The sequence below is a fragment of the Apilactobacillus apinorum genome (assembly GCF_001281175.1).
Taxonomy (GTDB): domain Bacteria; phylum Bacillota; class Bacilli; order Lactobacillales; family Lactobacillaceae; genus Apilactobacillus; species Apilactobacillus apinorum.
The window spans coordinates 565,121-589,342 of record NZ_KQ440396.1; the positions used below are offsets into that span (position 1 = coordinate 565,121).

Here is a 24,222-nt window from a genome sequence, read left to right on the forward strand (position 1 = left end):
AGTCAGGTCTTTTTTATTTGCTTATTTTTTAGTATTTCTTAGCATTAATGCCATTGCTAAGCCGACTAATTCGATGATGAAGAAAGTGATAAAGACAACATGGAAACCACCCATTTGGGCAACCATATGACTCATCCCTTTTGCAACGTTGTTATCCATTACATTAGATAAGATTAAAGTTGCAACCAATACACCGGTTGAACCTAAGATTTGTCTAAATGTTGAAATAACAGCAGTTCCATCAGAAATTAAATCTTTAGGCAATGAGTTAGCACCCATTGTTACGGCTGGCATCATGACAAAGGCATTTCCACCTTCAATAACAGCTGCAATAATCATCATTGGCACTAACCCTAAAGTAGCTCCAGTGATACTTAAAACTAACCATCCAGCTAAAATCATGAACATTCCAGTTAGCATAGTTGATTTAAAACCAATCTTATCAGCTAACTTACCAGTTAATGGATTCAATAGACTTAATACTATTGCACCGGGAGCCAATGCCAATCCTGAAACAGTCTTACTTACCCCTAATACATCTTGATAGTATAGTGGGAAAATAATTGTTACCACGATTAAAGCGATATATGATGCCCCAGTTAATCCAACTGATAAATCGTAGTTAAAGTCTTTTAATACTCTTAATTGTAATAATGGTTGATCCATCTTAAATTGACGAATTGCAAACAATGCGACCATTAGAACACTCACAATCAATACAATGATTGCTAGGGTCATATCAATGTTGGTCTTACCAATCATGTTAACAACATATAAAATTCCGATTAAACCAACTGATAAAATTACTGATGGGAAGTCTAAGTGACTTTCCTTTTCAGGCATTACGTTTCTAATAGCAAATAGTGAAATCACAAATAGGATTGTAATAATTACCGCAAAAACGATAAATAGTCCGCGCCATGCTGAGAAATGTAAAACGATTGCTGACAAAATTGGTCCACACGCTAATGCTGAACCCATAATTAAACCAGCGAATCCCATGGTAGTACCACGTTTTTCCTCTGGTGTAATGTATAAAAGCACTGATTGATATGATGGGAATAAAATCCCGACAGCGATTGCTTCCATTGCACGACCTAGCATCATAACTGAGAAGTTAGGTGCTAGTACAACGATAATTGTACCGATATCAAAAATTGCTAAAATCATTAAGAATAATTGCTTAAATTTAACGTTGTTCAATAACCATGGACTTACTGGCATCATGACACACATGATTAGCATAAATCCTGTGGTTAACCATTGAACAGTTGATGCGTCAATTCCAAAAGAACTCATTAATGTTGGGTAAGCAGTTGAAATTGATGATTGACTCATTGACATCGTAAAGCTTCCTAAAAGCATTACCATGACGAATAAGAATCGATTATATGGTTTGCCATTCAAATCGACATTTTGCAAAATAGTCATCCCCTAATTTAGAATCATTATAAACTAATACTTTTAAATTCTATCTTTTTAGCGGAAATAAGTAAACTATTTTGACTTAATTAATTCTCGTCAAATAAGAATCTAGCAATAATATGATCAACGAAAATATTGTGGTGTAAACGACTGTGTTGACCATTAGTACCAGTCACTGGAATTTCATCGTAATTCTTTACTCGTTTGGCAACCAGGTACTTAAGTGACTTCGCTGAAGCAACACTTACAACACCGTCTGAATCATTCTTTCTGTTGTCATTACCATAAATATTTAGAACAGATACGTTCTTAGGGAAGTTCTTACAGTCATTAATTAATGTTTGATATGATGGGAACCATTTATTCTCTTCTGAATATACTGATGGTTGTCCCTTAGAGTTAACGTAATTATCAACCCCATTATTAGATAATTTCATAATGCCATCATATGGTCCAGCAATTGAAACGAATTTTTGTAATTTAGGCATGTCTGAATCATTATTATATTTAGCTGCAGTATCTAAAGCAGTCACAGCTCCAGTAGAATGCCCAACAACATTATAGGTAGTAAATCCATATTGGGATCTTAAAATTTGTAAAATCTCATGGAACCAACTAACTTGTTTATTCACTGATGTGAATTTACGTTGGAAAATAACTTGAATGATTGGTTTTCTAGCACTAGATTTGATTTTTCCCTTGTGTTGAATTTGACCATTTTTATCAACATAGATAATTAAAGAACGTTGTCCCCCATCACGAGAAGCGATAGTTGCTAGATGATCTGTTGATTTAATTGAACCACCCAATCCATGAACAAAAAGTGTTGGTGTGTTAACTACACTTTTATCTGATTTGGACATTAGTAAGTTATCACTTCGAATCGCGAAAAAGATCGCAAAGAAAGCAACAATTACGGTTGCGATAATTAAAATCACATTGGTTTTAGCAGTTTTACTCAAGATGATTCTCCTCTCAATTCTTCTATGTCCTATGATACTAGAAAATCGATAAAAATACAGTAATAATTATAGTCATTAATTAGCCAAAATCATTAATTTGTAGTAGATTATAGATATAGAATAAAATTTGGACTGAACAAAGGAGAACTTATTTTGATTACATTGAAATCACCACGCGAAATCGAAATGATGGCTAAATCTGGTGAAGTTTTAGCCGGTGTTCATTTAGGATTACGTAAAATGATTAAACCAGGATTAGACACTTGGGAAATCGAAGAATTTGCTGATAAATACATTCAAGACCACGGTGCAACTGCTTCCGAAAAAGGTTTTGAAGGTTACAAATTTGCTACTTGTATCTCCGTAAACGATGAAGTTGCTCATGGAATTCCTCGTAAAGGACTAATTCTAAAAGATGGCGACATTGTTAAAGTTGATTTGACCGTTAATAAAGACGGATTTGAAAGTGATTCATGCTGGACATATGCTGTTGGTAATATTTCAGAAGAAAACCAAAAGTTAATGGACGTATGTAAAGAAGCTTTATACCGTGGAATTGACCAAGCCGTTGTCGGTAACCGTTTAGGTGATATTGGTTTTGCTTGCCAAGACTTTATTGAAAACGAAAACCACATGGGTGATGTTCGTGAACTAATCGGTCACGGTATTCAACCTACAATGCACGAACAACCAAATGTTCCTGCATATGGTGAACCTGGTAAGGGTCTTCGTCTAAAAGAAGGAATGACCATTACTATCGAACCAATGGTTAATTTGGGAACTTGGGAAATTTCTGATCGCTATGATGCTAAAGATGATTGGACTTACTATGTATCTTCAGATGGTACTAATTCTGCTCAATATGAACACACAATTGCTATCACTAAAGATGGTCCTAAAATCCTTACTTCTCAAGGCGACGATATCGACGAAAAATACAAACTATAAAATAAAAAAACATCATGAGAATCATCTCATGATGTTTTTTTATTTTATAAACCGTTAACACAATGTTCTGGTTTTTCACCTTTTAGAACAAGGTTAACTTCACTACTAGACATGTCTGAAATCTTAGTAAATGATTCAACTGAGAATCCAGAGTTATGTGGTGTCATAAAGACGTTCTTTAATGATCTTAATTCACTATCCATTGGAAGTGGTTCTTTTTCAAAAACATCTAGACCTGCACCGGCAATGTCACCATTCTTAAGTGCTTCAATTAAGTCAGCTTCGTTGATAACTGCTCCACGAGCAAAGTTTACGATAAATGCTGAATCCTTCATCATCTTGAATGTTTCCTTATTTACTGAACCAATAGTTCCCTTAACAGCTGGCAAATGTAGAGATACAAAATCTGAACGTTTGAATAATTCATCCCATTCTACAAATTCACCATATTCTGATGTACGAGGACTTCTGTTCCAAATTAATGTCTTTACGCCAAAACCAGATAGCATCTTAGCAACTTGTTGACCAATGTTTCCGTAACCAACGATACCGATGGTCTTACCTTTAATATCATGTGATGGGTGATGGAATGCAAATGAATCATCACCTTCATGCATTTTCTTAGAAACTGTGTAAAGATTCTTAGATAAAATTAGAATGTCTGTTACTGCACATTCAGCGACAGCAACTTCATTACCACCAGGAGTGTTAGTTACGTAAATACCGCGTTCCTTACAGTGTTGTAAGTCAACGTTGTCGTATCCAACTCCAAAGCGAGCAATGACCTTTAAATTAGTCATTTGATCAATAGTTTCGTTGTCCAATGGAGTTGCGTTTAATACCATTCCATCAGCATCTTTGTGTTGTAGTAAAGTGTCAGCATATTGGTCTTCAACTTCTACTACTTCATAGCCATAATTTCTCAAAGGTTCTGCCAAATAATGAGCAAATTCTTTAGGAATAATTACTTTTTGTGCCATATTCTATTCATCTCCTAATAATTTATATAATAAATATTATCACAAAAAAAGATGACAAACGGACTTTTTACATCCATTTATCATCTTTTTGGGTTTAATGACGATTAATTGTCGTCTTAGGCCATAATATTAATTTACCTTTAATTGCGCTACGACGCTCTACCGTAGGCTTCTTCTTCAATCTCCTTTGAGTCCATTTTGGATTTCTAATAATGGTTGGATCATTTTTAATCATCTTAAATACTGACATGATAATTAAAATACATACAAACATTAACGGGAATCCTGCTAATGTACAGAAAGTTTGAACAGTTTCAAATCCTCCAACAACCACTAAACTAAATGAGAATAGAATAAATACCACTACCCATGTCATTTTGTTTAAACGACTTGGTTCTTTACCAGGTCTTAGTGGCAAACTGGTAAATGAGGCTAAAACAAATGCCGATGATGAAATGGTTGTCGCTAAAAAGATAAAACATGAGATGAAATAAAATGCGAACATCACATACTTCATTGGTAAGGTTGCTAATACTGCCGAAATAACGGCTGCATTACCTTGCGTGTTTAAGATGTGAGTTAAATTAAGTTCTCCAGTCTTTTGAAGCCATAACGAATATCCGCCAAAGACGGCATAAAAACTCATGCATCCCAACGCTCCATATGTGAGCATCCCCATAATCACTTGTTTGATAGTACGACCACGAGATATCTTGGCAATGAATAGTCCCATAAATGGCATGTATGATAACCACCAACCCCAATAAAAAATAGTTTCTTGTTGGGCAACCGGTGGACGACCATTTGGCACAGTATTCATGCTCATTGAAATAAACTTCTGAATTAATAAACCAACACTATTGGTTTCAGAATTTAATATATAAACAGTTGGACCAACCAATAAAACAATGATTAAAAAAATAATCGCAGTCCAAATGTGAGCATTACTTAATTTATCAATTCCACCGTTCAATCCTTTAAAGACAGTGACGGCAAAAATAATAAATAATACTAAAAACAATCCTAGTTTCATGTAGAGATTATCAGGTAAATGAGTAAGTGAGCTTAGAACTTTAGAAATAATTGGAATTTCTAGTCCAACTGATGCACCTACCCCACCCATAATTCCTAATACAACTAGTAAATTAACAATCTTCTTGGCAATCACTTTCCATAATTGATCACCATCTAAAATTGTTATAGCATCACTTAGTGACTGAATTTTGCGTTTCTTGTTATACATCATATAACCAATAGCAATCGTGGGTGCTGCAAACATCAACCAAGCCATTGGCCCCCAGTCATATTGACCATACATATGCGCTAAATTATACGCAGTTTCTGAATATGGTTTGACGGAGCCTTCTGGATGTTGAACATACATCAACGGATCAACCATGCTAAGCATTAAGATGCTGGCATCGATTGCGGTCGCAAAGACCATTGATCCCCATTGAAAGTTCTTATACACCGGCTTATCATCTGGTTCTCCCAGACGGATATTGCCATACTTTGATAACATCAAATATACAAAAAACAAAAAATTGATGATATAAATCCACATATATCCCCAACCCATATTACTGGTTACCCAGTTCAATATTTGATTGAGAAATCCTTGTAGTGATGATCCACCAATTATCAAAAATACAGAGACACAAATGAATAAAACAACAGTAGGAATAAAGACGAGCTTGTCGATATTTTTACTTTTAAAAATAATAATCCTCCTCTTAGATTAAACACAAAAAGCCGCACATAAAGTGATCCGTATATAACGAATGACTATCTGCACAGCTCTTTTTTAGTTATACAAATTCAATTCGAATTATTTTGTATTTCATTTATATTATACACAAATAACTATTTATGTAAAATGCCGGTTTACCGGGAACATACAAACTAATTATTCAACATTTTTAATTACTCTCACTGGATTTCCAACTAAAACAACATTGTCACCGAATGATTTAGTTACCACTGATCCAGCACCAACAACTACGTTATTTCCTAAAGTAACTCCTGGCAAAATCGTTACATGGCCACCAAACCAACAATTGTCACCAATAGTGATTGGTTTACCTAGTTCAACGTCAGCTAATCGTTGCTTGGGGTCAATTGGATGAACTGGTGTATATAGCCCCACATCTGGGCCAAAGTAACAATGATTACCAATTGTAATTGGGCAAGTATCCAATAGGGTTAAATGATAATTAGCATAAAAATCGTCTCCAACATGAATATTGTAACCGTAGTCAAATTGCACACCGGTTTCAATCCATAAATTTTTGCCCGCATCACCAAACAATTTTGCTAAGCGGCGATTTTGTTCTTGGTTATCATCTAGTGAATTAATACTGTTCAGTTCTTTTCTTATCTCACGACGACGTTGTTGTAGTTCTTCGTCATATTGTTGATAAGGTTCTCCTGCAGTCATTTTTTCACGTTCAGTTTTCATACTTTGCCAGCTTTCGTTAATTATTCACATTTTATTGTAACATATGATTTTATTTATCAAAGAAACCTAAGTCACGTAAGCTCTTTTCGATGTCAGAAACAGATTTGTCCGTATCAATGTACTTGGATACCGTTTCTTTTTCAGCTTTATCCTCAGTGTTTACTTTCGGAATTTCTTTAGTTTTTGGTTTTGTCACCTTGGATTTTGGCTTTGGTTGATAATCCGGTTCCATATAAGTAATCGTGACCGGACTTTCTTTAACCGGACTAATTGGGGTTTTGCCTTCCATCTTGTCCATAGTCTCATTTAATAATTGATCAACAAAATTATTTCCTTCGTTGGTTGCATGTCCTTTAGTCCAACTAAAAGATAGTTTGCTAAATTGGGGTAATAACTGATCTAATTCTTTAAATTCGGCCAAATTCTTAATGACTGTCCCGTCGCTTTTCTTCCATCCACGACGCTTCCATGAGTTTAACCATCCCTTAGTAACAGCATCTAAAACATATTTAGAATCTAAAATGGCATCAATTTCTTCGTTTTGTAACTCACTTTGAATTAACTTTTTAAGTCCGTTAACTAATCCTAATACTTCCATCTTGTTGTTAGTTGCGCCAAGTTCCCCATCTGAATCAAAAACTTTGTGTCCCTTATTGATAATTAAATAAGCCCAAGCAGCCTTATCATCTTTTTTAACGTGTTGGCCTAATTTATTTCCGTGATTTCTAGATCCACCATCAGAAAATAGTTGGATTGCGTTGGATGAAACAGACGTTCTTTTTGTTGATGCAGTTTTTTCGCCCATATAAACAAGCGCTTCGTTTTTAGTTTTAAAACTTTTATACTGCGCACCTGAGAAACCATTAACTTGTTTTTGACAGTCTGACCATGTGGTATAAATACCTGGTTTCTTACCTTTTTTGACCGCATAAAATTTATTTGCCATATTTATTACCCCTTTATGTACAAAAAAAGACCCAGTAAACTGAGTCTAAAAGAATTATTTAGCAGGCTTTGACTTTAGGAATTTTTGTAAGTCAGCAATTTCTTTTTGTTTTTTGTTACGCTTGTTGTTGTTGATTGGACGACGTCCTTGAACACCATTTGGATGACAAATTCTCATTGGATGACAACCCCTCTCTATATCTATAAATTAATTAGTACCATTATAATATAAATATGGTACTTAACGCAAATTAGAATTCTTCACTCATTATTATATCTATATTGTTTACAAATGACAAGTTTGTGTTAAAATTACTTACAATTTCATATTAAGAGGTGGCCATAATGACTAATGATTTTCCCCAAGTACTAACTATTGCAGGTTCAGATAGTGATGGTAGTGCTGGAATGCAAGCTGATTTACATACATTTTTCATGCACCATACATACGGAGCATCAGTAATTACTGCATGCGTCGCAGGTAATTCCTTTGGTATTCACGATAGTGTTTCAATGCCCGTTTCATTTATTGATAATGAATTTAAGGACTTAGCTGAGGACTTTAAAATCCTTGCTTGTAAAACCGGAATGTTAGCTGATGCCGAATTAATCAATACTGTGGTCAAAAATTATAAACAATATGATTTTGGTCCATTAGTAGTAGATCCAGTAATCATGACCAAGCACGGTAACATGTTATTGGAACAAGCCGCCTATGACACTTTAAAAACAGAATTAATTCCGTTAGCGACTGTGTTGACTCCTAACTTCTATGAAGCGCAAAAACTAGCCGACATGGAAATTAACAGTGATGACGACACAATGGAAGCAGCTAAACGTCTTCGTGCCTTAGGAGCTAAAAATGTCATCATTAAGGGTAAACACGTTGCCGGTGAAACAGACGTTGTGAAAGATTACGTTCTTCTAGAATCTGGTAAAGACTTCTGGATTGAAGGACCATACTACCACACCGAACATAAAAACGGTACTGGTGATTCTCTATCAGCAGCCATCACTGCTGAAATTGCTAAAGGTACATCAATCGAAGAAGCTATTCGTATCGCCGATGATTACGTTGATAAAGCAATCAAAAATGAAATTGAAGTTGCACATAAATTTGGTCCTATCAACCATTGGGCTAAGTAATAAAAAAGACTCGCAGATTGCGGGTCTTTTTTATTACCATTTATCAGGACTCCACATTCTTCCATCCAATTCATCTTGGGCTTGTTGGAGTCTTTTTTGTTGTTCAACCACGATTGACTTGCTTTGATTTAAAAAAGCAATCAATTGAAAACTGGTTTCATCTTTTTTTAATTCATTTAATTGTTGGTCTAACCATGAATTATCTTCGTTCATTATTCATCGTCTTCCTTTTTAATTAATTCTATTTCCCATTTTAATTCATCTAATTGATCAATATTGCCTTGAATATAATCAATTAACACTTCCATTTGGAGCTGTTTATCCTCTGATAATGTTGATTTTAAGGCAGATAATTGTTCAACGTACCATGCTTGTTTGCTAGCAAAACTATCAAAATTATCATTAGTTAAATAATTACAATAATCAACCAATAATTTTTCTTTTTGCGCATCCGTCATATATGCAAATTGTTCAATCACAAATGGCTTTAAGAACTCCATATGAGCTTTTTTCGCAATTGCTTGGTATGGCTTTAACAATTCAGAAATACTAAAACCTTCACTACCACCAACTTGATAATCCTTTAATGGATCACCTAAGGTCATGACTATTCCAAACTCTTTTCCATTTAGCCAGCCTTGTTCATCCGCATAGATAAAGTTTCTAGTAAAAACATCATCTTGATACTTTTTCATTAGAGCGGGAGCACTGTACCAATACATTGGAAATTGAAATAAAATACGATCGTATTGTTTCAATCTCTTTTGTTCGGCATCTTTATCAAACGTAAATTGATTTTGAATTTGATCTAAGACTACCCAATCCACTGAATCAATATTAGATTGACTTTGCTTTAAAAACGCTTCAGTCATCGAATTATCATATTCTGGATGTGAAACTAATACCAATGTTTTCATAATCTGCTCCCCTTTTTATAATTAATACCATTATTTTAAATGATTTCACACAAAAAAGACACCATTACGAATGATTCGTAATGGTGTCTTGTTGCGAGGATAAATCTCCTTGTAATCCAGGTATTGGGGGTACCTAAATTACAAGGTCAAACCATGAAAACTTTGTCTAAGAATCCTATTCTGGGTTCTTAGCAGTAAGTTGTAGGCTGCTCCAGAATTCTGTAGCAGTTGGTCTTGCATCGTAACCTTTAACACGAGTGTTAACAGGAGTCCATGATAGAGACATTGTAGTTGGAACATATGCAGCTTGTTCTTGCATGTATGTTTGCCATTCTTTGAATTGCTTTTGTCTGTACTTATCATCCCATGACTTAGCATTGTTCATGTTTGTTAGAAGTTCAGTGTTCTTAGCAGTAACAAAGTGACCCATGTTGAAGGCTGCACCTTCACCGAAAATACCTGTTGGAGTTGGTTCTGAGTTAACTGAGAAGCCACCTTCAAAGACATCCATTTGGTTTTGTTTTGGTTGTTCTAGAATTGAGTAGAACTTGTTCATTTCCATTGGACGACCGCCGGCAAATTCAACATCTAGACCAATCTTACGCCATTGTTGTACGTAGTAGTTGTCTTGAGCTTCTGAAGCAGGAGTTCCTGACATAGCACCGAAGTAAATCTTAAGTGGTTTGCCGTTTGGTTGAACTCTGTACTTACCCTTCTTCTTGTAACCTGCGTCATCAAGTAGTTTTTCAGCTTTCTTGATGTCTAGAGTGTAACGAGGAGATTTAGCGTTGTAGTAATCAGTGTAGTATGGAGAAATCAATGAGTTAGGGTACCATGCCAAACCATTGTTAAATTTCTTTCTCAAAGCACCAATATCTAGAGCGTAAAGCATAGCTTTTCTCAAGTTGATATTGTACATCTTTGAGCTCTTGTCCATAACGTTAACTTGTTTCTTAGTGTCAAAGTGACCTAAGTTAAATGCTAGGTATCCGAAGCTTGTACCCATAGTACCAACTTCTTTGTAATCTTTAAGTTGTTTTAATTGTGGGTATTGAGTTGAGATACCACCACTAATAGCAAAGTCATATTGTTTTGACTTTAGAGCACTGATGAAGTTGTTTTCGTTAACAACTTGGATAGTGATGTGTTGGATCTTAGCTTTCTTACCGTAGTAGTACTTGTTAGGAACCCATGAAGTTGATTCACCAGTAACTTGTTTAGCTAGTTTGTAAGGACCAGCAAAGATAGGGTCTTTACGTACTTGTTTTGATGCAGCAAGTTTTGAAATTGGAACACCCTTGAAGTATTCGTATGGTTCAACACCTGACCACATGATTGAGTTTCCACCAAACTTCAAAGCTGGTGCGAAACGACTGAAGTGGATAACAACTTCGTTTCCACTTTCACCCTTAGGCATAGTAATACCTGAGATAGTCTTTGCTTTACCAGCATGGAATTCAGCCATACCTTTAATAGCAGTCATATCATCTGAGTATTGTTGTGAAGTAGTATCAGGTGCTGCAATGATTTCGTATGGGTATTCAACGTCTTTTGCAGTAACCTTAGCACCGTTTGACCATTTAGCCTTAGGATTAATGGTAATTGTAGCTGTCATAGCTTTCTTATCCAATTTAAGGTTAGCTAAACCACCGTCGATAATATGGTTCTTAGCATCAGTATTGAATAATCCAACTGAACCAGGAGCATAAACGTCACCATCTTCAGCATTTGCTTGTAAAGTTGGTGAAGTAATTCCTGCGAATGGTGAACTGTTAAATTCAGCTACTTTTAATGTACCATTGTTGTATGTAGTTGAACTAGTATTGTCATAGTATTCGGCCATTTTTACAGATGGCTTAAATCCAGATTTAACGTCTGAATTATCACTATTTGAACATGCGGCTAGGGCAACTGCTGAAAACATTGTTAGTCCAGCAACGACCCATTTTTTATACATTTTCATATAAGATCCCTCCATTTTATAAATAAAACTTAATACTTAATCAAAACTCACCTCCTTAAAGTGAATACTTTGATTAGTCTTCACTACGACGTTGAGTTGAATTAGTAGCACGTCTTAGTGCAGCTCCAATGTAACTAATTGCTAAACATAATAAAACAATTTCAATTGTTGCAGGAAGCCATGTCCACCAGTAGGTGGTAATGTTATCAGCATCATTAGCATTGGCAATCAATGTACCAAGTGATGGAGTTCCGTTTGGAAGACCAAAACCTAAGTATGATAGTCCAGTTTCAACCCCGATATTTTCAGCAAATGAAATGGTAGTATCAACTACGATTAGTGATGATAAGTTTGGCATAATTTGTTTGAAAATAATCTTTAGAGTACCAGTACCAGAAGCTCTTGAAGCTGATACATAATCCTTATTAACTTCAGATAGTGTTTGGGCACGAATCAAACGTGATGTACCCATCCAATAAAATAGCGAAAGGATAAGTGTTAATGTAATCGCATTGTATGATGGAATGATGTTAACAATTTCAATAATGATCATAAAAGCTGGGATAATCATCATGAAATCGTAAACTCTTTGCATCGTTAAATCAGCGATTCCACCAAAATATCCTGAGAATAATCCGTAACACACCCCGAAAGTAGATGAGAGAATCGTTAGGCCAATGGCAATTAAGATAGAGTTTCGAGACCCTACGATAATTTGATCGGCAATTGATCGACCTCCAGCATCCCCTCCTAAGAAGTATCCTGGACTTAATGGTCTAGCGAAATATCCCATGATATTTGTTTCCATTGATTTACCAACATTGATAAACATTGATGCAATAATAACGTATAGGATAAAGGCAACAATTGCGATTAATGAAATCATCGCCATCTTATCTGCTTTAAATTCATTAAACATCAAACGTAATGATGATGGTGCTGAATTTTCTTTAGCTTCTTTTTCTAATCTTTCTAAAGTAGCGTCTGTTTCGTTCATTATTACCCCTCCTATTCCACTCTAATTCTTGGATCAATGACGCTTAGTGCAATATCAGATAATAACGTTCCTAATAAACTTAATAATCCATATAGTAAAACTAAGGCTGTCATAACCGTGTAATCTCTAAAGTTAACTGCGTTTAGGAATAATAATCCCATTCCTGGGTATGAGAAGATTTGTTCAGTGAACAATGATCCACCTAATAACCCTGTGATTGAGTATCCAGCAAAAGCAGCAATTGGTAGTAAGGCGTTTCTTAAAATATGGTGTTGATAGATATCATCCATTGAAACCCCTTTAGCTTGCGCTGTCTTAACGTAGTTTGAATTTCTGGCATCAATAACACCTGAACGTAGGTATTGAGTGATCCCTGAAGTAGCAAATAACGCTCCTAAAGTTGCAGGTAAAATCATGTGATAAACTCTAGAAATAAATACGCCGAAGAATCCGCTCGCTTGTGGCGAAACCGAACCGGTTGTTGGGAACCAACTTAAGTCGTATCCAAAAATCCAACAACCTAAGACCAAGACAACGAAGAAAGGAACTGACATAGTTACGTATGAGTAAATACGAACTAAGGTATCTTGTAACTTTCCTTCGTGACGACCAGCGTATAGTCCTAAAGGAATACCAATTACGTATGTCATAATCATTGTTACTAGTGATAACCAGAATGTGTTAATCGCTCTTGAAGCAATGATGGCACTAACTGGTTCCTGGTATTCATAACTGTTACCTAAATCACCGTGGAATAAATGAATTACCCAGTTCCAATATTGTTGGTACCAAGGATCATATAAACCATTAATTTGCATCAAATGATGTAATTGACCTGGTGATGACTTAGGATTGATTGATCCAGTAAATGGATCACCTGGTAATTGTTTTGATAGGATGAAAACCAAAACACTTAAGATGATTAATTCTGGAATCATAATTAAGACTCTTCGTAAAATTGTTTTCCACATATTAATCGTCCCCCCTTACTGCACTTTCAGGAACAGCTGCTAAGTGCGTTTCTGAAACTTGAATCAAAGGAAGCGGTGCTCCATTTTCATCATAGTAATCTTTCTTGTTATCTTCGAAGAATTTTTCAACTTCGATTCTATTTTGTCTGTGTGCTTCTCTGTTATTTACATCAGCTTCTGGAATTGAAGCTAATAATCTCTTCGTATAAATATGTAGTGGATGATTGTAAATATCATCTTTAGTCCCCACTTCAACGATTCGACCTCGATTCATGATCGCAATATGATTACACATATGTTGAACAACTCCCAAATCATGAGAGATGAATAAATATGAAATGTTAAATTCTTTTTGAATTTTCTTCATAAAATTCAAAACTTGAGCTTGAACAGATAAATCAAGTGCAGATACAGGTTCATCAGCAACAATCAATTTAGGATTAGTAGCTACCGCTCTGGCAACCCCAATTCTTTGACGTTGACCACCGGAGAATTGATGTGGGTACTTGTATAAGGAATCTGGACCTAATCCAACGATGTCTAATAAGTTAATTACTCGCATCTTTTCTTTTTCTTTAGATAACTTTTCAAAGTTTCTAAGTGGTTCAGCAATAATATCGTAAATTCTCTTTTCAGGATTCAAACTTAATTCAGGATCTTGGAAAATCATTTGAATTTCACGGTTGTAGTTGATTTTCTTTCTAGCTTTTTTGTCAGTGACATCCAAACCTTGGTAGAACATCTTACCTGAAGTAGATTCTTGTAAACCAACAATCACCTTTCCGGTGGTAGATTTACCAGAACCAGATTCCCCGATTAATCCGTATGTATCACCACGATGAATTTTTAATGAAACTCCATCAACAGCTTTTACATTATCAACTACGCGGTTCCAAAATCCTCCACGAATTGGAAAATGAACCTTTAAATTTTTTACTTCCAAGATAACTGGTTTCTCATTCGCCATAAGTTTGTCCTCCTTCATCTGGGAATTGGAAATTTTGGTAGCAAGTGCAACGAACAAAATGTCCATCTTCTACTTCATGCATTGAAGGATTTTCTTCGTGTTCTTCATCTTTCACCCATGGAATACGTGGGGCAAATAAATCGCCATGATCTGGCATCTTTACTAATGAAGGAACGCTTCCTTGAATAACATAAAGATCATCACCGTTACTACCCTTTTGTGGCATCGCACGTAATAATGAACGTGTGTATGGATGCTTTGGAGTATTGAATACTTGCTTAGCAGTTCCTAGTTCAACAATTTGGCCAGCATACATAACTGCAACTCGATCAGCTGTTTCAGCAACAACCCCTAAATCATGAGTAATTAAAACAATTCCACAATGATTTCTAACTTGAATGTCCTTTAATAGGTCCAAGATTTGGGCTTGAATAGTAACATCCAAAGCAGTGGTTGGTTCATCAGCAATGATTAAGTCTGGTTCACAAGCAATTGCCATCGCAATCACAACTCTTTGTCGCATCCCACCAGATAATTGATGAGGAAATTCATGGAAAATTAATTCCGGATTATGAATTCCAACTTGATCTAATAATGAGATAACTCGTTTTTTTCTTGTTTCAGCATTGTCGTTTGTATGATATACAAGCGTTTCAGCAACTTGTTCACCGATACGCTTTAATGGATCTAAAGCAGATAAAGGATCTTGGAAAATCATTCCAATCTTTAATCCACGGAACTTGTTTAATTCAGCTTCTTTTAAGTTGATTAAATCTGTTCCCTCAAAATCAGCAGTTCCAGAAACTTTTGAATCTTTGGGGTTTAACAATCCCATTACCGTTTGGGCTAATGTTGATTTACCACATCCAGATTCACCAACGACCGCTAGAATTTCATCACGATTGACATTTAAGTCAACGTTTCGAATCGCTGAATAAAAGTTTGCGCCAATTTTGAAATATGTATTTAAATTTTCAATTTTTAGCAATGAAGACCTTAATGCGTCCATATTCGTTTCCCCCAATTTCTTATTGATTGTTTTCAATTCTAATCATTTTCTAATAATAGTCAAGAAAATATTTAAAATTTTATTAATATTTTCATTACTTTTTACTATAATCCTTATTTCATAAGGTTTTGTGAGATGAAAATATTTCACATTTTTGAATGAACTATTTATCCAAAAATGAGATTTCTATCATTTTGGTTTTTAATTTTATTATTATTTTTTCATCAGTTGACATGGGGGTGGATATCGGGTATATTATTACCAATGTGTTACATAGTTTCGATTCTTAGGTTCACTTGTTTTATATTCATATGAAATAACTTCCTTGATTCAGGCTTTATGATACATTAGATTTTAATACGCACGATATGTGCAAGGAGGTTTCATATTATGAAACAAGGTACTGTTAAATGGTTTAACGCTGATAAAGGATACGGTTTCATCACTACTGAAGATGGTGACGTATTTGTTCACTTCTCAGCTATCAACAAAGAAGGTTTCAAGACTCTAGAAGAAGGCGAAAAGGTTACACTAGACGTTGAAGACGGCGACCGTGGACCACAAGCTGCTAACGTTACTCCTGCATAAGGATAACTTCTAGTAAACTTTTAGTTTAAGAGATCAAAAAAGAGCTATCAGATTAAATCTGATAGCTCTTTTTTTAATATTATTAATTAATTTTAAAGTGCATGTACTTAGAAACAAAGATTACTAGCGATTGAATTGGTTCTTTCATCCCATCCTCAGTCCAAGTAATGATAATTTCAGTTAGTCCCCCTGCAATTAATGAAACTAGCATTTTAGAAGACTCTTCACGAGTTTCTAAAACATTTTCATCAATTAAATCAGAGATGTAGTATTTTAGTCGTTCTAATAGAATCATGGATAAGTCATTTTTCATGATCATTTCCATCATATCTTGATCTTCTTTCACTAGTTCAAAAAAGATTGTCGCAATGTCATTTAAATTATGAGAATGACTTGATGCTAATCTTTGTATGAAAGTAGTGAAAGAACTATCAAAACGATAAATAATGATGTCTTTCTTATTATGGAAATTTCGATAATACGTCATTCGTGAAACATCAGCTTGAGCACAGATATCTTTCACATTAATTTCATCGAATGGTGTTGTTTTTAATAGTTCGAACATTCCATTAACAATTTTATTTTTTGTCGCAAATTTATCTCTCATAAACTTATGCCTCACTTCAGTATAGTTATGAATATATACGAAATCGGCTTTAAATGCAAGTTAAGTCAACTTTATGAGTCTTTAAAAAAAGATGAGCATAACTATTAACAAATAAAAGGATAAGAACTAGAATGTAGTTGAGCTTTAAATATAAGGAGGAATTCATTATGACAATGACTGCAGAACAAAAGGTTGACGAAAGAGAAAGAGTATTAGATACACCAATGAACAAGCAATTCACTTGGTCAACTGATACAACCCCCGTTCGTGACGCCATATGGAATTACTATATGGAACATGATGGAAAGGATACTATGGCTACCGAAGCTAAGATGCATCCTTATCTAGATATGAGCAACGAAGAAGTTGCTCAACATGCAGAAGAATTACTCAAAAAATAATTCCATATATTTAGACGCTTAACCACGCTCAACTTACTTATAATATAAGCTCAACTAGTTATAACAACGCCACAAAAAAAGACTTGATGTTTAATCAAGTCTTTTTTTAGCTTCTAATACTTGTTCATCACTTAAATTCTCACTAGTAAATCTTTGTAGTGGTGTATATTGATGACGATTATTAAATTTGACTGGTTCTGTTTTGATCACAGCTACTAACAAGTTATTCTCAGTTAGAAACAATTGACCGAGCTTTTTGAACTTACCCTTAGTGTGTTTTCCTGTTCGCCAGTCGTGAAGTTTAAATTCACCATTTTCATCTTTTTTTATTATGTAATTTCCTGATTGATCTGTATCAACCGGAACCCCAATATATCTAGTTACTTCGTATTTATCTTTCATATCTGACTCCTTCTATATTACTTTATCATATTTTCCATTTTTATAAATACTTATATGATATGATGGATATAGAAACAACCGAGGAGATGTTATTTATTAAATCTGCTAATTCACTGAAAACTAGAATTATCGCGCTAGTTTTTGGACTAGTGCTCAATTCATTAGGAAACGCCCTTACAATCGTTTCTGGATGCGGTTCAGGTATCTGGACTGCTGCTTCCGTTAATATTCATCAATTAATTGGAATTGATGTCGGAATTATGATTTTTATTTTTGGAATCATCAATGCCCTAACTAACCAAATCTTAATTAGACACATTGACGTTTTAAGATTCATCGAAGAAATTATCTTCATTTCATTCTTTAGTTCATTCATTCAAATTTTTACCGATTTTTTTGAATCACTAGGTTGGAATAATTTATCACTATTCTTCAGAATTCCAATGGCTTTAATAGGTGTTTGCTTCTTCTGTACAGCCATCTCATTGTACCAACGTGCAAACATCTTTATGCACCCTAACGATGATACCACCAACATTTTAAGATTTGATTACCTAAAAGGTAACGCTGTTAAGTCTCAATTACTTGATTTTACCCCACCTATTGTAATCATCTTAATCTGTTCTATCTTCTTACACCAAATCTATTCAGTCGGTATTGGAACCATCTTTTCCATTATCTTTAATGGTATCTTAATTCAAAACGCTGATAAATTTGTCTTTCCAAGTTTAAAACACAATCCAAATATTAATGATCAAATCCAAAATAAAAAAGAGTAGCTTATTTGCTACTCTTTTTTTATTTGTATGAATTTTTTTGAATGTTATATAAATCAGCATATTCTTCATTTTCTTGTAATAGGTTCTCATGAGAATCAAAACCACTAATTGAACCATTTTTCATAAACAATACTCTGTCGGCATATTGAACTGCTGATAGTCTGTGAGTAACAAAGAAAATTGTTTTACCTTTACTATTATTTAGAAAAGTTTCATATAGTTCTAACTCACTTCTTGGATCCAGAGCGGAGGTTGGTTCATCTAAAAATTCAATCATTCCATCATTATATAAATCTCTAGCTAAAGCAATCTTTTGCCATTGTCCCCCAGACGCATCGGTTCCGTCAACAAACTCTTTACTCATAACAGTTTTCAGATTAATGTTTTTCGAAACCAGAAAATCCTTTAATCCTACTTTATTTAATGATTCCATAACCTTATCACTTGAATATGGTTTAGCTGCTGAGACATTTTCACCAAGAGATAGCTTAAATTTAGAGAAATCTTGAAAGGTAGCAGACATATTATCTCTATAATCTTCGATAGATATTGAACTAACATCAAGACCATCTATTGATATGTTCCCTTTTGTTACGTCATAAAATCTCATAAGTAATTTAACTAATGTGGATTTACCTGATCCGTTTTCACCAACAATAGCAATCCTCTCACCGCGGTTCACACTAAAAGTAATATTATTCAAAGCGTACTTTTCAGAGAAAGGATATTTAAACGAAACGTTACTGATATTTAGAGCTTTAAATTCTTTTGGAAATGATTGTTTTCCATCATAAATGCTGTCTTTGAAGTTTATAAAGTTATAAAACTTATCTACCCAAAGCAAAGAGTCATATAATAGACTACTATCCTCAACAATCCTAGCCATACTAGATGATATATATGAAATAACTGAAACATACAATAAAAGTACACCTATCTTATTGTTACCAGATATTACAGAATCAATAAACCAGTAGAATCCGTAGCCTATCACTATAGTTACCAATGATAAATAAAGTGTACTAATTAAAGCTTGTTTTCTTCTAATTCCATTCACGTCATTTTGTGTTGAACTAAATAACTCTTTATACTTACCGATTATCGGAGAGAACATGTTGAACAATCTAACTTCTTTAGAATCTTCTCTATCAAGCAACATTGAACTGTAATAATTTAATTTTCTCGCATTTTTACTTCTAGTTACCATTGTTTCGAAAGAATCCTGTTGAATTCGGTAGTAAGAAATACTTTGTGGAATCATAACGAATATAAGAGCTAAAGATAATATTAAATTATACTTAGAAAGGACTGCAAACATTGCAATTAATGTAATAGCCTGTTGTACAACCGATAATCCAAATACAATTAAATTAACTGGTCTCCAAGAAGCATCTGATTTTAACATTTGTAAATCATCAAAGTACTTAGGATCATCAAAAATATTTAGCGATTTTAAATCTCTAGATTTATTCATAAGGGTAATATTAATAAACCCTGTTAATTTATCAGTTAAAACTCCTTGTATCATTAAGGAAATAGTTGGTAGAATTTGAATCAAAAGTGTCGTAATTACCCAAACAACAAACAAAATCCAAACACCACTATGTGAAACAATATTATCAATAATATTTTGACCCACTTGAACAGAAATCAATGGAACAATTGCCTGAATCGGCAATAATACAATTAATAACAATGAAACAACTTTTGCTGATGAAAAAAATAATTTGTATGTTTTAAACAATTGATGTATGTATGAATTAAACGCATCGATTTTTTTGTGCATATAAAATGCCCCCTTTATGTTATGTAATATAAAATTATCATAATAATACTATAAACTTTTATTGTTTGAAAGTACTGTACTTAAAATCCAAAATAAAAAAGAGTAGCTTATTTGCTACTCTTTTTTATTTTTACTATTTTGTATACAAAATAGAAAATTAATAATACCCAACTAACAATGGTTATCCATAGCATGATTCTAAGCATCATGGTTGGTTGATAGTAGATTTCTAATTTATTTTTACCCGGTTTGGCATTCACAATCACACTCCCGATTTGTGTTTGCTTTACCTTACCTAAATGATTTCCATTAAGAATTAATTTAGTATCACTATACTTAACAACCGGTAATTGAGTTGCTTTAGTATCATCAGAAGTATTATGCCAAATCAATTCCAAATGACCATTTGATTTAACAATCTTTTTAACATTCCCAGAGTAATTAATGACTTGATCGCCATAATTACCATATGGATGATAATCAAAGTAATTATATGCGGTCATCTTATATTGAACCGGTAAGTAATCAGGAGTAGCTTTAGTCAACATCTTTAGCACTTCTCCTGGATTATTGATGGTTAAGCTCTTTCGGATTAAATTAGTATTATTTATTTGATATTTTAGATTATAGGTATTTTGAACAACTTGTGGTGAGAAGAAGTCCTTTGCCCCACCTTGGACAGTCATCCCAGCACTTAAAATCATAATAAAAGTAATTACCATTAGGCAGTATACCTTAATCGTATTTAGCATTTCTTTTTTGAAACTATCATTAATCATAATCCCAAAACAAATTAATAATAAAACAAATGCGATGACAACGAATCTTCGTGGCATTTGAATTAAATAAGAAATACTTGGGAATTGCTTATCTAGTGGTCCCCATGGGAACCATACTGATGAGATCCAAAGGAATAACATCCCCGTGATAAAAATAACTCTTCTGTCAGTCGATAATTTTTTGAAATGATAAATGAAATAACCGGTAACGATAATAAACCCGATGGAATAAATTGGTGGTAATACAAAGACGTTGTTACCGAAGAAGGCAATTGAGTCTTCGTACATATTCAATTGTGGCGCCACTCCTAATGCATGGTTCGTAAATGAAATTTGGAACATTCCATACCATACGTTAGCAGTTAAACCGAGTGTTATTAAAACAGCTAAAACAGCGTTCTTTAACATCTGTTTGCGGTTAGGATTATGCATCATTCCGGCGATAAACATTGGTACTAGTGCTAATGCTCCAGTCAAACTACTCAATAAATGAGTTTGCAACATAATCGTCATGGGTAGCGCTAACTTGATAACATTGATTTCTTTATTATCAATCATGTCAAAGCCGGCTGCCATCAACCATGGTAGTATAGCCGCTCCCCAACCGGTGAACTGCATGCCGACAACCCATCCCATAATTAAATAAGATGACATATATGCAATCCCAATAAAGACCGCATAAATTTGCTTGATTCTAGTTCTAATTGCAAGATTGTACATAGTAAAACCACTAACGGTTAACGTTAATAATGACGTTACAATTTGGAATCTAACCCAACTACCAGTGATCAATAGTAAAAAACCACTGAAGTATGCGGTTAAAGGTCCGTACAACGCATTAATGATTCTTCCTGATTGTTGATATCCATAAATGGAAATAAAGTAATTTAAATGACCTGTCTTTAATTGCATCATTGCATCGTAAAAACGATTCATATGAAAAATTGAGTCGACTCCTAAAATATAAGAACCAGTCACAATTTGTGGCAATAAGATTAATACTGCGGTTATAAAAATCGTAATATATGGCCAGTATTTTGATACTTTTTGCATTGCGATTTCTTCCTTAAAAAATATTTTTCCCCATTAGATATCTTACCACAAAAAAAGAAGCACTTTTCTATCAAAAGTGCTTCTTAGTAGTTTTATTCTTCGCTATGTTTATCGATTGTTAATTTACGATGTGACTTTTGCAAAATAAAGATGGCTAAAATCACAAGTAATGCTCCGACAATTTCAATAAAGCTAATTGAGATTGAGAAGAAGATGACACTTAGAATAAATGTCACGATTGGTTGGGTCGCATCGACTAAACTAACCACTTCAGAAGGAGCAAAGTTCAATGCGTGTAGTAATAACATGAATGGTAGGATTGTTCCGAAAAGAATAATTCCTCCTACTCCAAACACGATTCCTGGTGTCATGTGAGGCATGTTAACCCAGATTGGTTGTTTGATGTTGAAAACAATTCCAGCAATCAAAGTACCCCAACCTAGAATAACCATTGGAGAACTTTGACCAACGATTGGTCTTGGTAAGACAACGTAGAACGCTGCGGTTACCCCAGATAAAATTCCCCAGATCAATGAACCAGTACTAATTGATAGTTGTGAAAAATCACCCTTAGTTAGGGACAACACAACCCCAGCTAGTGCGATTACAAAAACCATAACGTCAATTGGTAATGGTTTTCTGTGTTGAAAAATAATTGAACCTAATAAAATAAATAGTGGTGCTAAGTATTGTAGGATGGTTGATGCATTTGCATTTCCCGTTTGCACACTCATATAGAAAGTATATAAGTTCGCACCTAGTCCAAAAATACCGTAAGCCACAATACAAATGAATGATTTCCAGGATTTGAAGACATTAAAAATGTGTCCTTTATAAACAATTGCTGAAATCAATAATAACACAATTCCTGAAATCATTGTTCTGGTTGATAAAAACCAGTTAGCTTCTAGGTGTTCTTGTTGTGATACGAATTGTAAAATTGTACCAGAAACACCCCAAAGCGCTGACGCAACGAATGCCCAAAAGATACCTTTCATGACATTAGTTTCTAAAACGCCCTTTTCGTTTTCCATATTTTCACCCCATAAATCTCTATAATCCAAGTAAATGTTAACTTTTCTTACTTGAAAACCTATCTTAAAAGGATATCATAACTACGCATCTTTTAAAATAAAAAAAGCCAATTTAACTAGTAAATTGGCTTTTTTAAGTTTTAATTATCTAATATCTGGATCGTTTTTTCCCATCTTTTGGTGAGATCTTTGTAGGAAGTAAATTGATACAATAATGATAATTGCACCGATTGCTTCAATTGGTGTTGGAATCAAGTGGAATACAATCATACTTAAAATGATAGTAACAACTGGTTCAACAGCATCAACAATACTTGATACTTCTGATGGAGCAAACTTCAAACTGTATAGAACAGCTGAGAATGCGAAGATAGTACCAACTAAGATAACTCCACCAATACCTAATACGATACCTGGTGTAATCTTAGGAGCGTCAGTCCAGAATGGGTGGTATGCGTTAAAACATACACCGGCAATCAAAGTACCCCAACCTAGAACAACAAATGGTGAGTTTTCCTTTGATAATGGCTTTGGAACTGAGTAGTAAACCGCAGCTGATACAGCTGATAGTAAACCAAAGATAACAGCAGTCAATGGAACTGATAGTTCACCGATGTGACCGTTAGTAATAATTAAGAATACCCCAACTAATGCTAATAAGAATGAAATAACATCAGCTTTAAGTGGCTTCTTCTTCATGAATACTAAACCGTATAATACGATAAAGATTGGTGCTAAGTATTGTAGGATAGTTGCAGTAGCAGCATTACCTTGTTGAATACTTACGTAGAAAGTCGACATGTTAACAGCTAAACCAAAAATTGCATAAATGAATAATCTGATGATTGATTCTTTTGATTTCCAAACATCAAAAACATGTTTACCAACGTGAATTGAACCAATAATTAAAAGTAAAATACCGGCAAATAAAGTACGAACTGAGATGAACCATTGTGTAGGAACAGCTTCGTTCTTAGCAACGAATTGCATGATAACTCCTGAGAACCCCCATAGGGTTGAAGCCATCGCGGACCAAAAGATCCCTTTCATGACGTTTTCCGTCGTAGTGTGTTTCTTGTCCATAATAAAACTCCCCAATTTTTAA

At 34.3% G+C, this 24,222-nt stretch carries 25 protein-coding genes; 5 read left to right on the forward strand and 20 right to left on the reverse strand.

Annotated features, from left to right (window positions below):
- Positions 1–21 precede the first annotated feature (21 nt).
- Both RZ74_RS05615 and RZ74_RS05620 read right to left on the reverse strand, forming a co-directional pair.
- The gene (locus tag RZ74_RS05615; RefSeq protein WP_053950429.1) at positions 22–1,431 is read right to left on the reverse strand and encodes an MFS transporter; all 1,410 of its coding nucleotides are present in this window, start codon (positions 1,429–1,431) and stop codon (positions 22–24) included.
- A gap of 80 nt (positions 1,432–1,511) precedes the next feature.
- Positions 1,512–2,387: an alpha/beta hydrolase gene (locus RZ74_RS05620; RefSeq protein WP_053950430.1), complete on the reverse strand. Its 876-nt coding sequence runs from the start codon at positions 2,385–2,387 to the stop codon at positions 1,512–1,514.
- A 153-nt stretch (positions 2,388–2,540) separates the two neighbouring features.
- Between RZ74_RS05620 and map the strand changes: the two genes are divergently transcribed.
- The gene (gene map / locus RZ74_RS05625) at positions 2,541–3,335 is read left to right on the forward strand and encodes a type I methionyl aminopeptidase (RefSeq protein ID WP_053950431.1); all 795 of its coding nucleotides are present in this window, start codon (positions 2,541–2,543) and stop codon (positions 3,333–3,335) included.
- A 44-nt stretch (positions 3,336–3,379) separates the two neighbouring features.
- On the opposite strand, the gene RZ74_RS05630 is transcribed toward map, so the two are convergent.
- From RZ74_RS05630 to RZ74_RS07035, 5 genes are all read right to left on the reverse strand, one after another.
- Positions 3,380–4,315, reverse strand: coding sequence for a 2-hydroxyacid dehydrogenase (locus RZ74_RS05630; protein ID WP_053950432.1), 936 nt, complete (start codon positions 4,313–4,315; stop codon positions 3,380–3,382).
- Positions 4,316–4,409: 94 nt separating this feature from the next.
- Complete coding sequence (locus tag RZ74_RS05635; RefSeq protein WP_053950433.1) at positions 4,410–5,999, reverse strand: BCCT family transporter; 1,590 nt, start codon at positions 5,997–5,999, stop codon at positions 4,410–4,412.
- A 222-nt stretch (positions 6,000–6,221) separates the two neighbouring features.
- Positions 6,222–6,773 carry a sugar O-acetyltransferase gene (locus RZ74_RS05640; protein ID WP_053950434.1) on the reverse strand — a complete coding sequence of 184 codons (552 nt, stop codon included), beginning with the start codon at positions 6,771–6,773 and terminating at the stop codon, positions 6,222–6,224.
- Between the two features lie 49 nt (positions 6,774–6,822).
- Positions 6,823–7,719, reverse strand: coding sequence for a ribonuclease H family protein (locus RZ74_RS05645; protein WP_053950435.1), 897 nt, complete (start codon positions 7,717–7,719; stop codon positions 6,823–6,825).
- 54 nt (positions 7,720–7,773) lie between these two features.
- Positions 7,774–7,896 (reverse strand): hypothetical protein, encoded by a 123-nt coding sequence (locus RZ74_RS07035; protein WP_263505221.1) that lies wholly within the window; start codon positions 7,894–7,896, stop codon positions 7,774–7,776.
- A 167-nt stretch (positions 7,897–8,063) separates the two neighbouring features.
- Between RZ74_RS07035 and thiD the strand changes: the two genes are divergently transcribed.
- On the forward strand, positions 8,064–8,864 hold the full coding sequence (thiD, locus tag RZ74_RS05650; protein WP_053950436.1) for a bifunctional hydroxymethylpyrimidine kinase/phosphomethylpyrimidine kinase: 801 nt from the start codon (positions 8,064–8,066) through the stop codon (positions 8,862–8,864).
- Between the two features lie 33 nt (positions 8,865–8,897).
- Here thiD and RZ74_RS05655 read toward each other — a convergent pair whose 3' ends face one another.
- The 7 genes from RZ74_RS05655 to RZ74_RS05685 all read right to left on the reverse strand — a co-directional run bounded on the left by RZ74_RS05655 (position 8,898) and on the right by RZ74_RS05685 (position 15,688).
- Positions 8,898–9,077: a hypothetical protein gene (locus RZ74_RS05655; RefSeq protein ID WP_053950437.1), complete on the reverse strand. Its 180-nt coding sequence runs from the start codon at positions 9,075–9,077 to the stop codon at positions 8,898–8,900.
- Positions 9,077–9,781 (reverse strand): NAD(P)H-dependent oxidoreductase, encoded by a 705-nt coding sequence (locus tag RZ74_RS05660; RefSeq protein ID WP_053950438.1) that lies wholly within the window; start codon positions 9,779–9,781, stop codon positions 9,077–9,079. Before RZ74_RS05660 ends, RZ74_RS05655 begins: the two co-directional genes overlap by 1 nt.
- Positions 9,782–9,956: 175 nt before the next feature.
- Positions 9,957–11,744 (reverse strand): oligopeptide ABC transporter substrate-binding protein, encoded by a 1,788-nt coding sequence (locus RZ74_RS05665; protein ID WP_053950439.1) that lies wholly within the window; start codon positions 11,742–11,744, stop codon positions 9,957–9,959.
- A 73-nt stretch (positions 11,745–11,817) separates the two neighbouring features.
- The gene (locus tag RZ74_RS05670; RefSeq protein ID WP_053950440.1) at positions 11,818–12,741 is read right to left on the reverse strand and encodes an ABC transporter permease; all 924 of its coding nucleotides are present in this window, start codon (positions 12,739–12,741) and stop codon (positions 11,818–11,820) included.
- 11 nt (positions 12,742–12,752) lie between these two features.
- Positions 12,753–13,712: an ABC transporter permease gene (locus RZ74_RS05675; RefSeq protein WP_053950441.1), complete on the reverse strand. Its 960-nt coding sequence runs from the start codon at positions 13,710–13,712 to the stop codon at positions 12,753–12,755.
- Between the two features lies 1 nt (position 13,713).
- On the reverse strand, positions 13,714–14,679 hold the full coding sequence (locus RZ74_RS05680) for an ATP-binding cassette domain-containing protein (RefSeq protein WP_053950442.1): 966 nt from the start codon (positions 14,677–14,679) through the stop codon (positions 13,714–13,716).
- Positions 14,669–15,688 carry an ABC transporter ATP-binding protein gene (locus RZ74_RS05685; protein ID WP_053950443.1) on the reverse strand — a complete coding sequence of 340 codons (1,020 nt, stop codon included), beginning with the start codon at positions 15,686–15,688 and terminating at the stop codon, positions 14,669–14,671. The genes RZ74_RS05680 and RZ74_RS05685 overlap by 11 nt, the downstream gene beginning before the upstream one ends.
- Positions 15,689–16,078: 390 nt before the next feature.
- Between RZ74_RS05685 and RZ74_RS05690 the strand changes: the two genes are divergently transcribed.
- Positions 16,079–16,276, forward strand: coding sequence for a cold-shock protein (locus RZ74_RS05690; protein WP_034530568.1), 198 nt, complete (start codon positions 16,079–16,081; stop codon positions 16,274–16,276).
- 82 nt (positions 16,277–16,358) lie between these two features.
- On the opposite strand, the gene RZ74_RS05695 is transcribed toward RZ74_RS05690, so the two are convergent.
- Complete coding sequence (locus RZ74_RS05695; protein ID WP_053950444.1) at positions 16,359–16,883, reverse strand: TetR/AcrR family transcriptional regulator; 525 nt, start codon at positions 16,881–16,883, stop codon at positions 16,359–16,361.
- A gap of 167 nt (positions 16,884–17,050) precedes the next feature.
- Here RZ74_RS05695 and RZ74_RS05700 point away from each other — a divergent pair, with 167 nt between their 5' ends.
- Entirely contained in the window at positions 17,051–17,284 is a 234-nt protein-coding gene (locus RZ74_RS05700) for a P8 family protein (RefSeq protein ID WP_237756937.1), read from the forward strand.
- Between the two features lie 90 nt (positions 17,285–17,374).
- On the opposite strand, the gene RZ74_RS05705 is transcribed toward RZ74_RS05700, so the two are convergent.
- Entirely contained in the window at positions 17,375–17,686 is a 312-nt protein-coding gene (locus tag RZ74_RS05705; RefSeq protein ID WP_053950445.1) for a DUF7671 family protein, read from the reverse strand.
- Between the two features lie 86 nt (positions 17,687–17,772).
- On the opposite strand from RZ74_RS05705, the gene RZ74_RS05710 reads away from it, so the two are divergent.
- Positions 17,773–18,465: a DUF6198 family protein gene (locus RZ74_RS05710; RefSeq protein ID WP_237756938.1), complete on the forward strand. Its 693-nt coding sequence runs from the start codon at positions 17,773–17,775 to the stop codon at positions 18,463–18,465.
- A 19-nt stretch (positions 18,466–18,484) separates the two neighbouring features.
- On the opposite strand, the gene RZ74_RS05715 is transcribed toward RZ74_RS05710, so the two are convergent.
- From RZ74_RS05715 to RZ74_RS05730, 4 genes are all read right to left on the reverse strand, one after another.
- Complete coding sequence (locus tag RZ74_RS05715; protein WP_053950446.1) at positions 18,485–20,251, reverse strand: ABC transporter ATP-binding protein; 1,767 nt, start codon at positions 20,249–20,251, stop codon at positions 18,485–18,487.
- 107 nt (positions 20,252–20,358) lie between these two features.
- Entirely contained in the window at positions 20,359–22,083 is a 1,725-nt protein-coding gene (locus RZ74_RS05720; RefSeq protein WP_053950447.1) for a hypothetical protein, read from the reverse strand.
- 92 nt (positions 22,084–22,175) lie between these two features.
- The gene (locus RZ74_RS05725) at positions 22,176–23,117 is read right to left on the reverse strand and encodes a DMT family transporter (RefSeq protein WP_053950448.1); all 942 of its coding nucleotides are present in this window, start codon (positions 23,115–23,117) and stop codon (positions 22,176–22,178) included.
- 144 nt (positions 23,118–23,261) lie between these two features.
- The gene (locus tag RZ74_RS05730) at positions 23,262–24,200 is read right to left on the reverse strand and encodes a DMT family transporter (RefSeq protein ID WP_053950449.1); all 939 of its coding nucleotides are present in this window, start codon (positions 24,198–24,200) and stop codon (positions 23,262–23,264) included.
- Between the last annotated feature and the right edge of the window lie 22 nt (positions 24,201–24,222).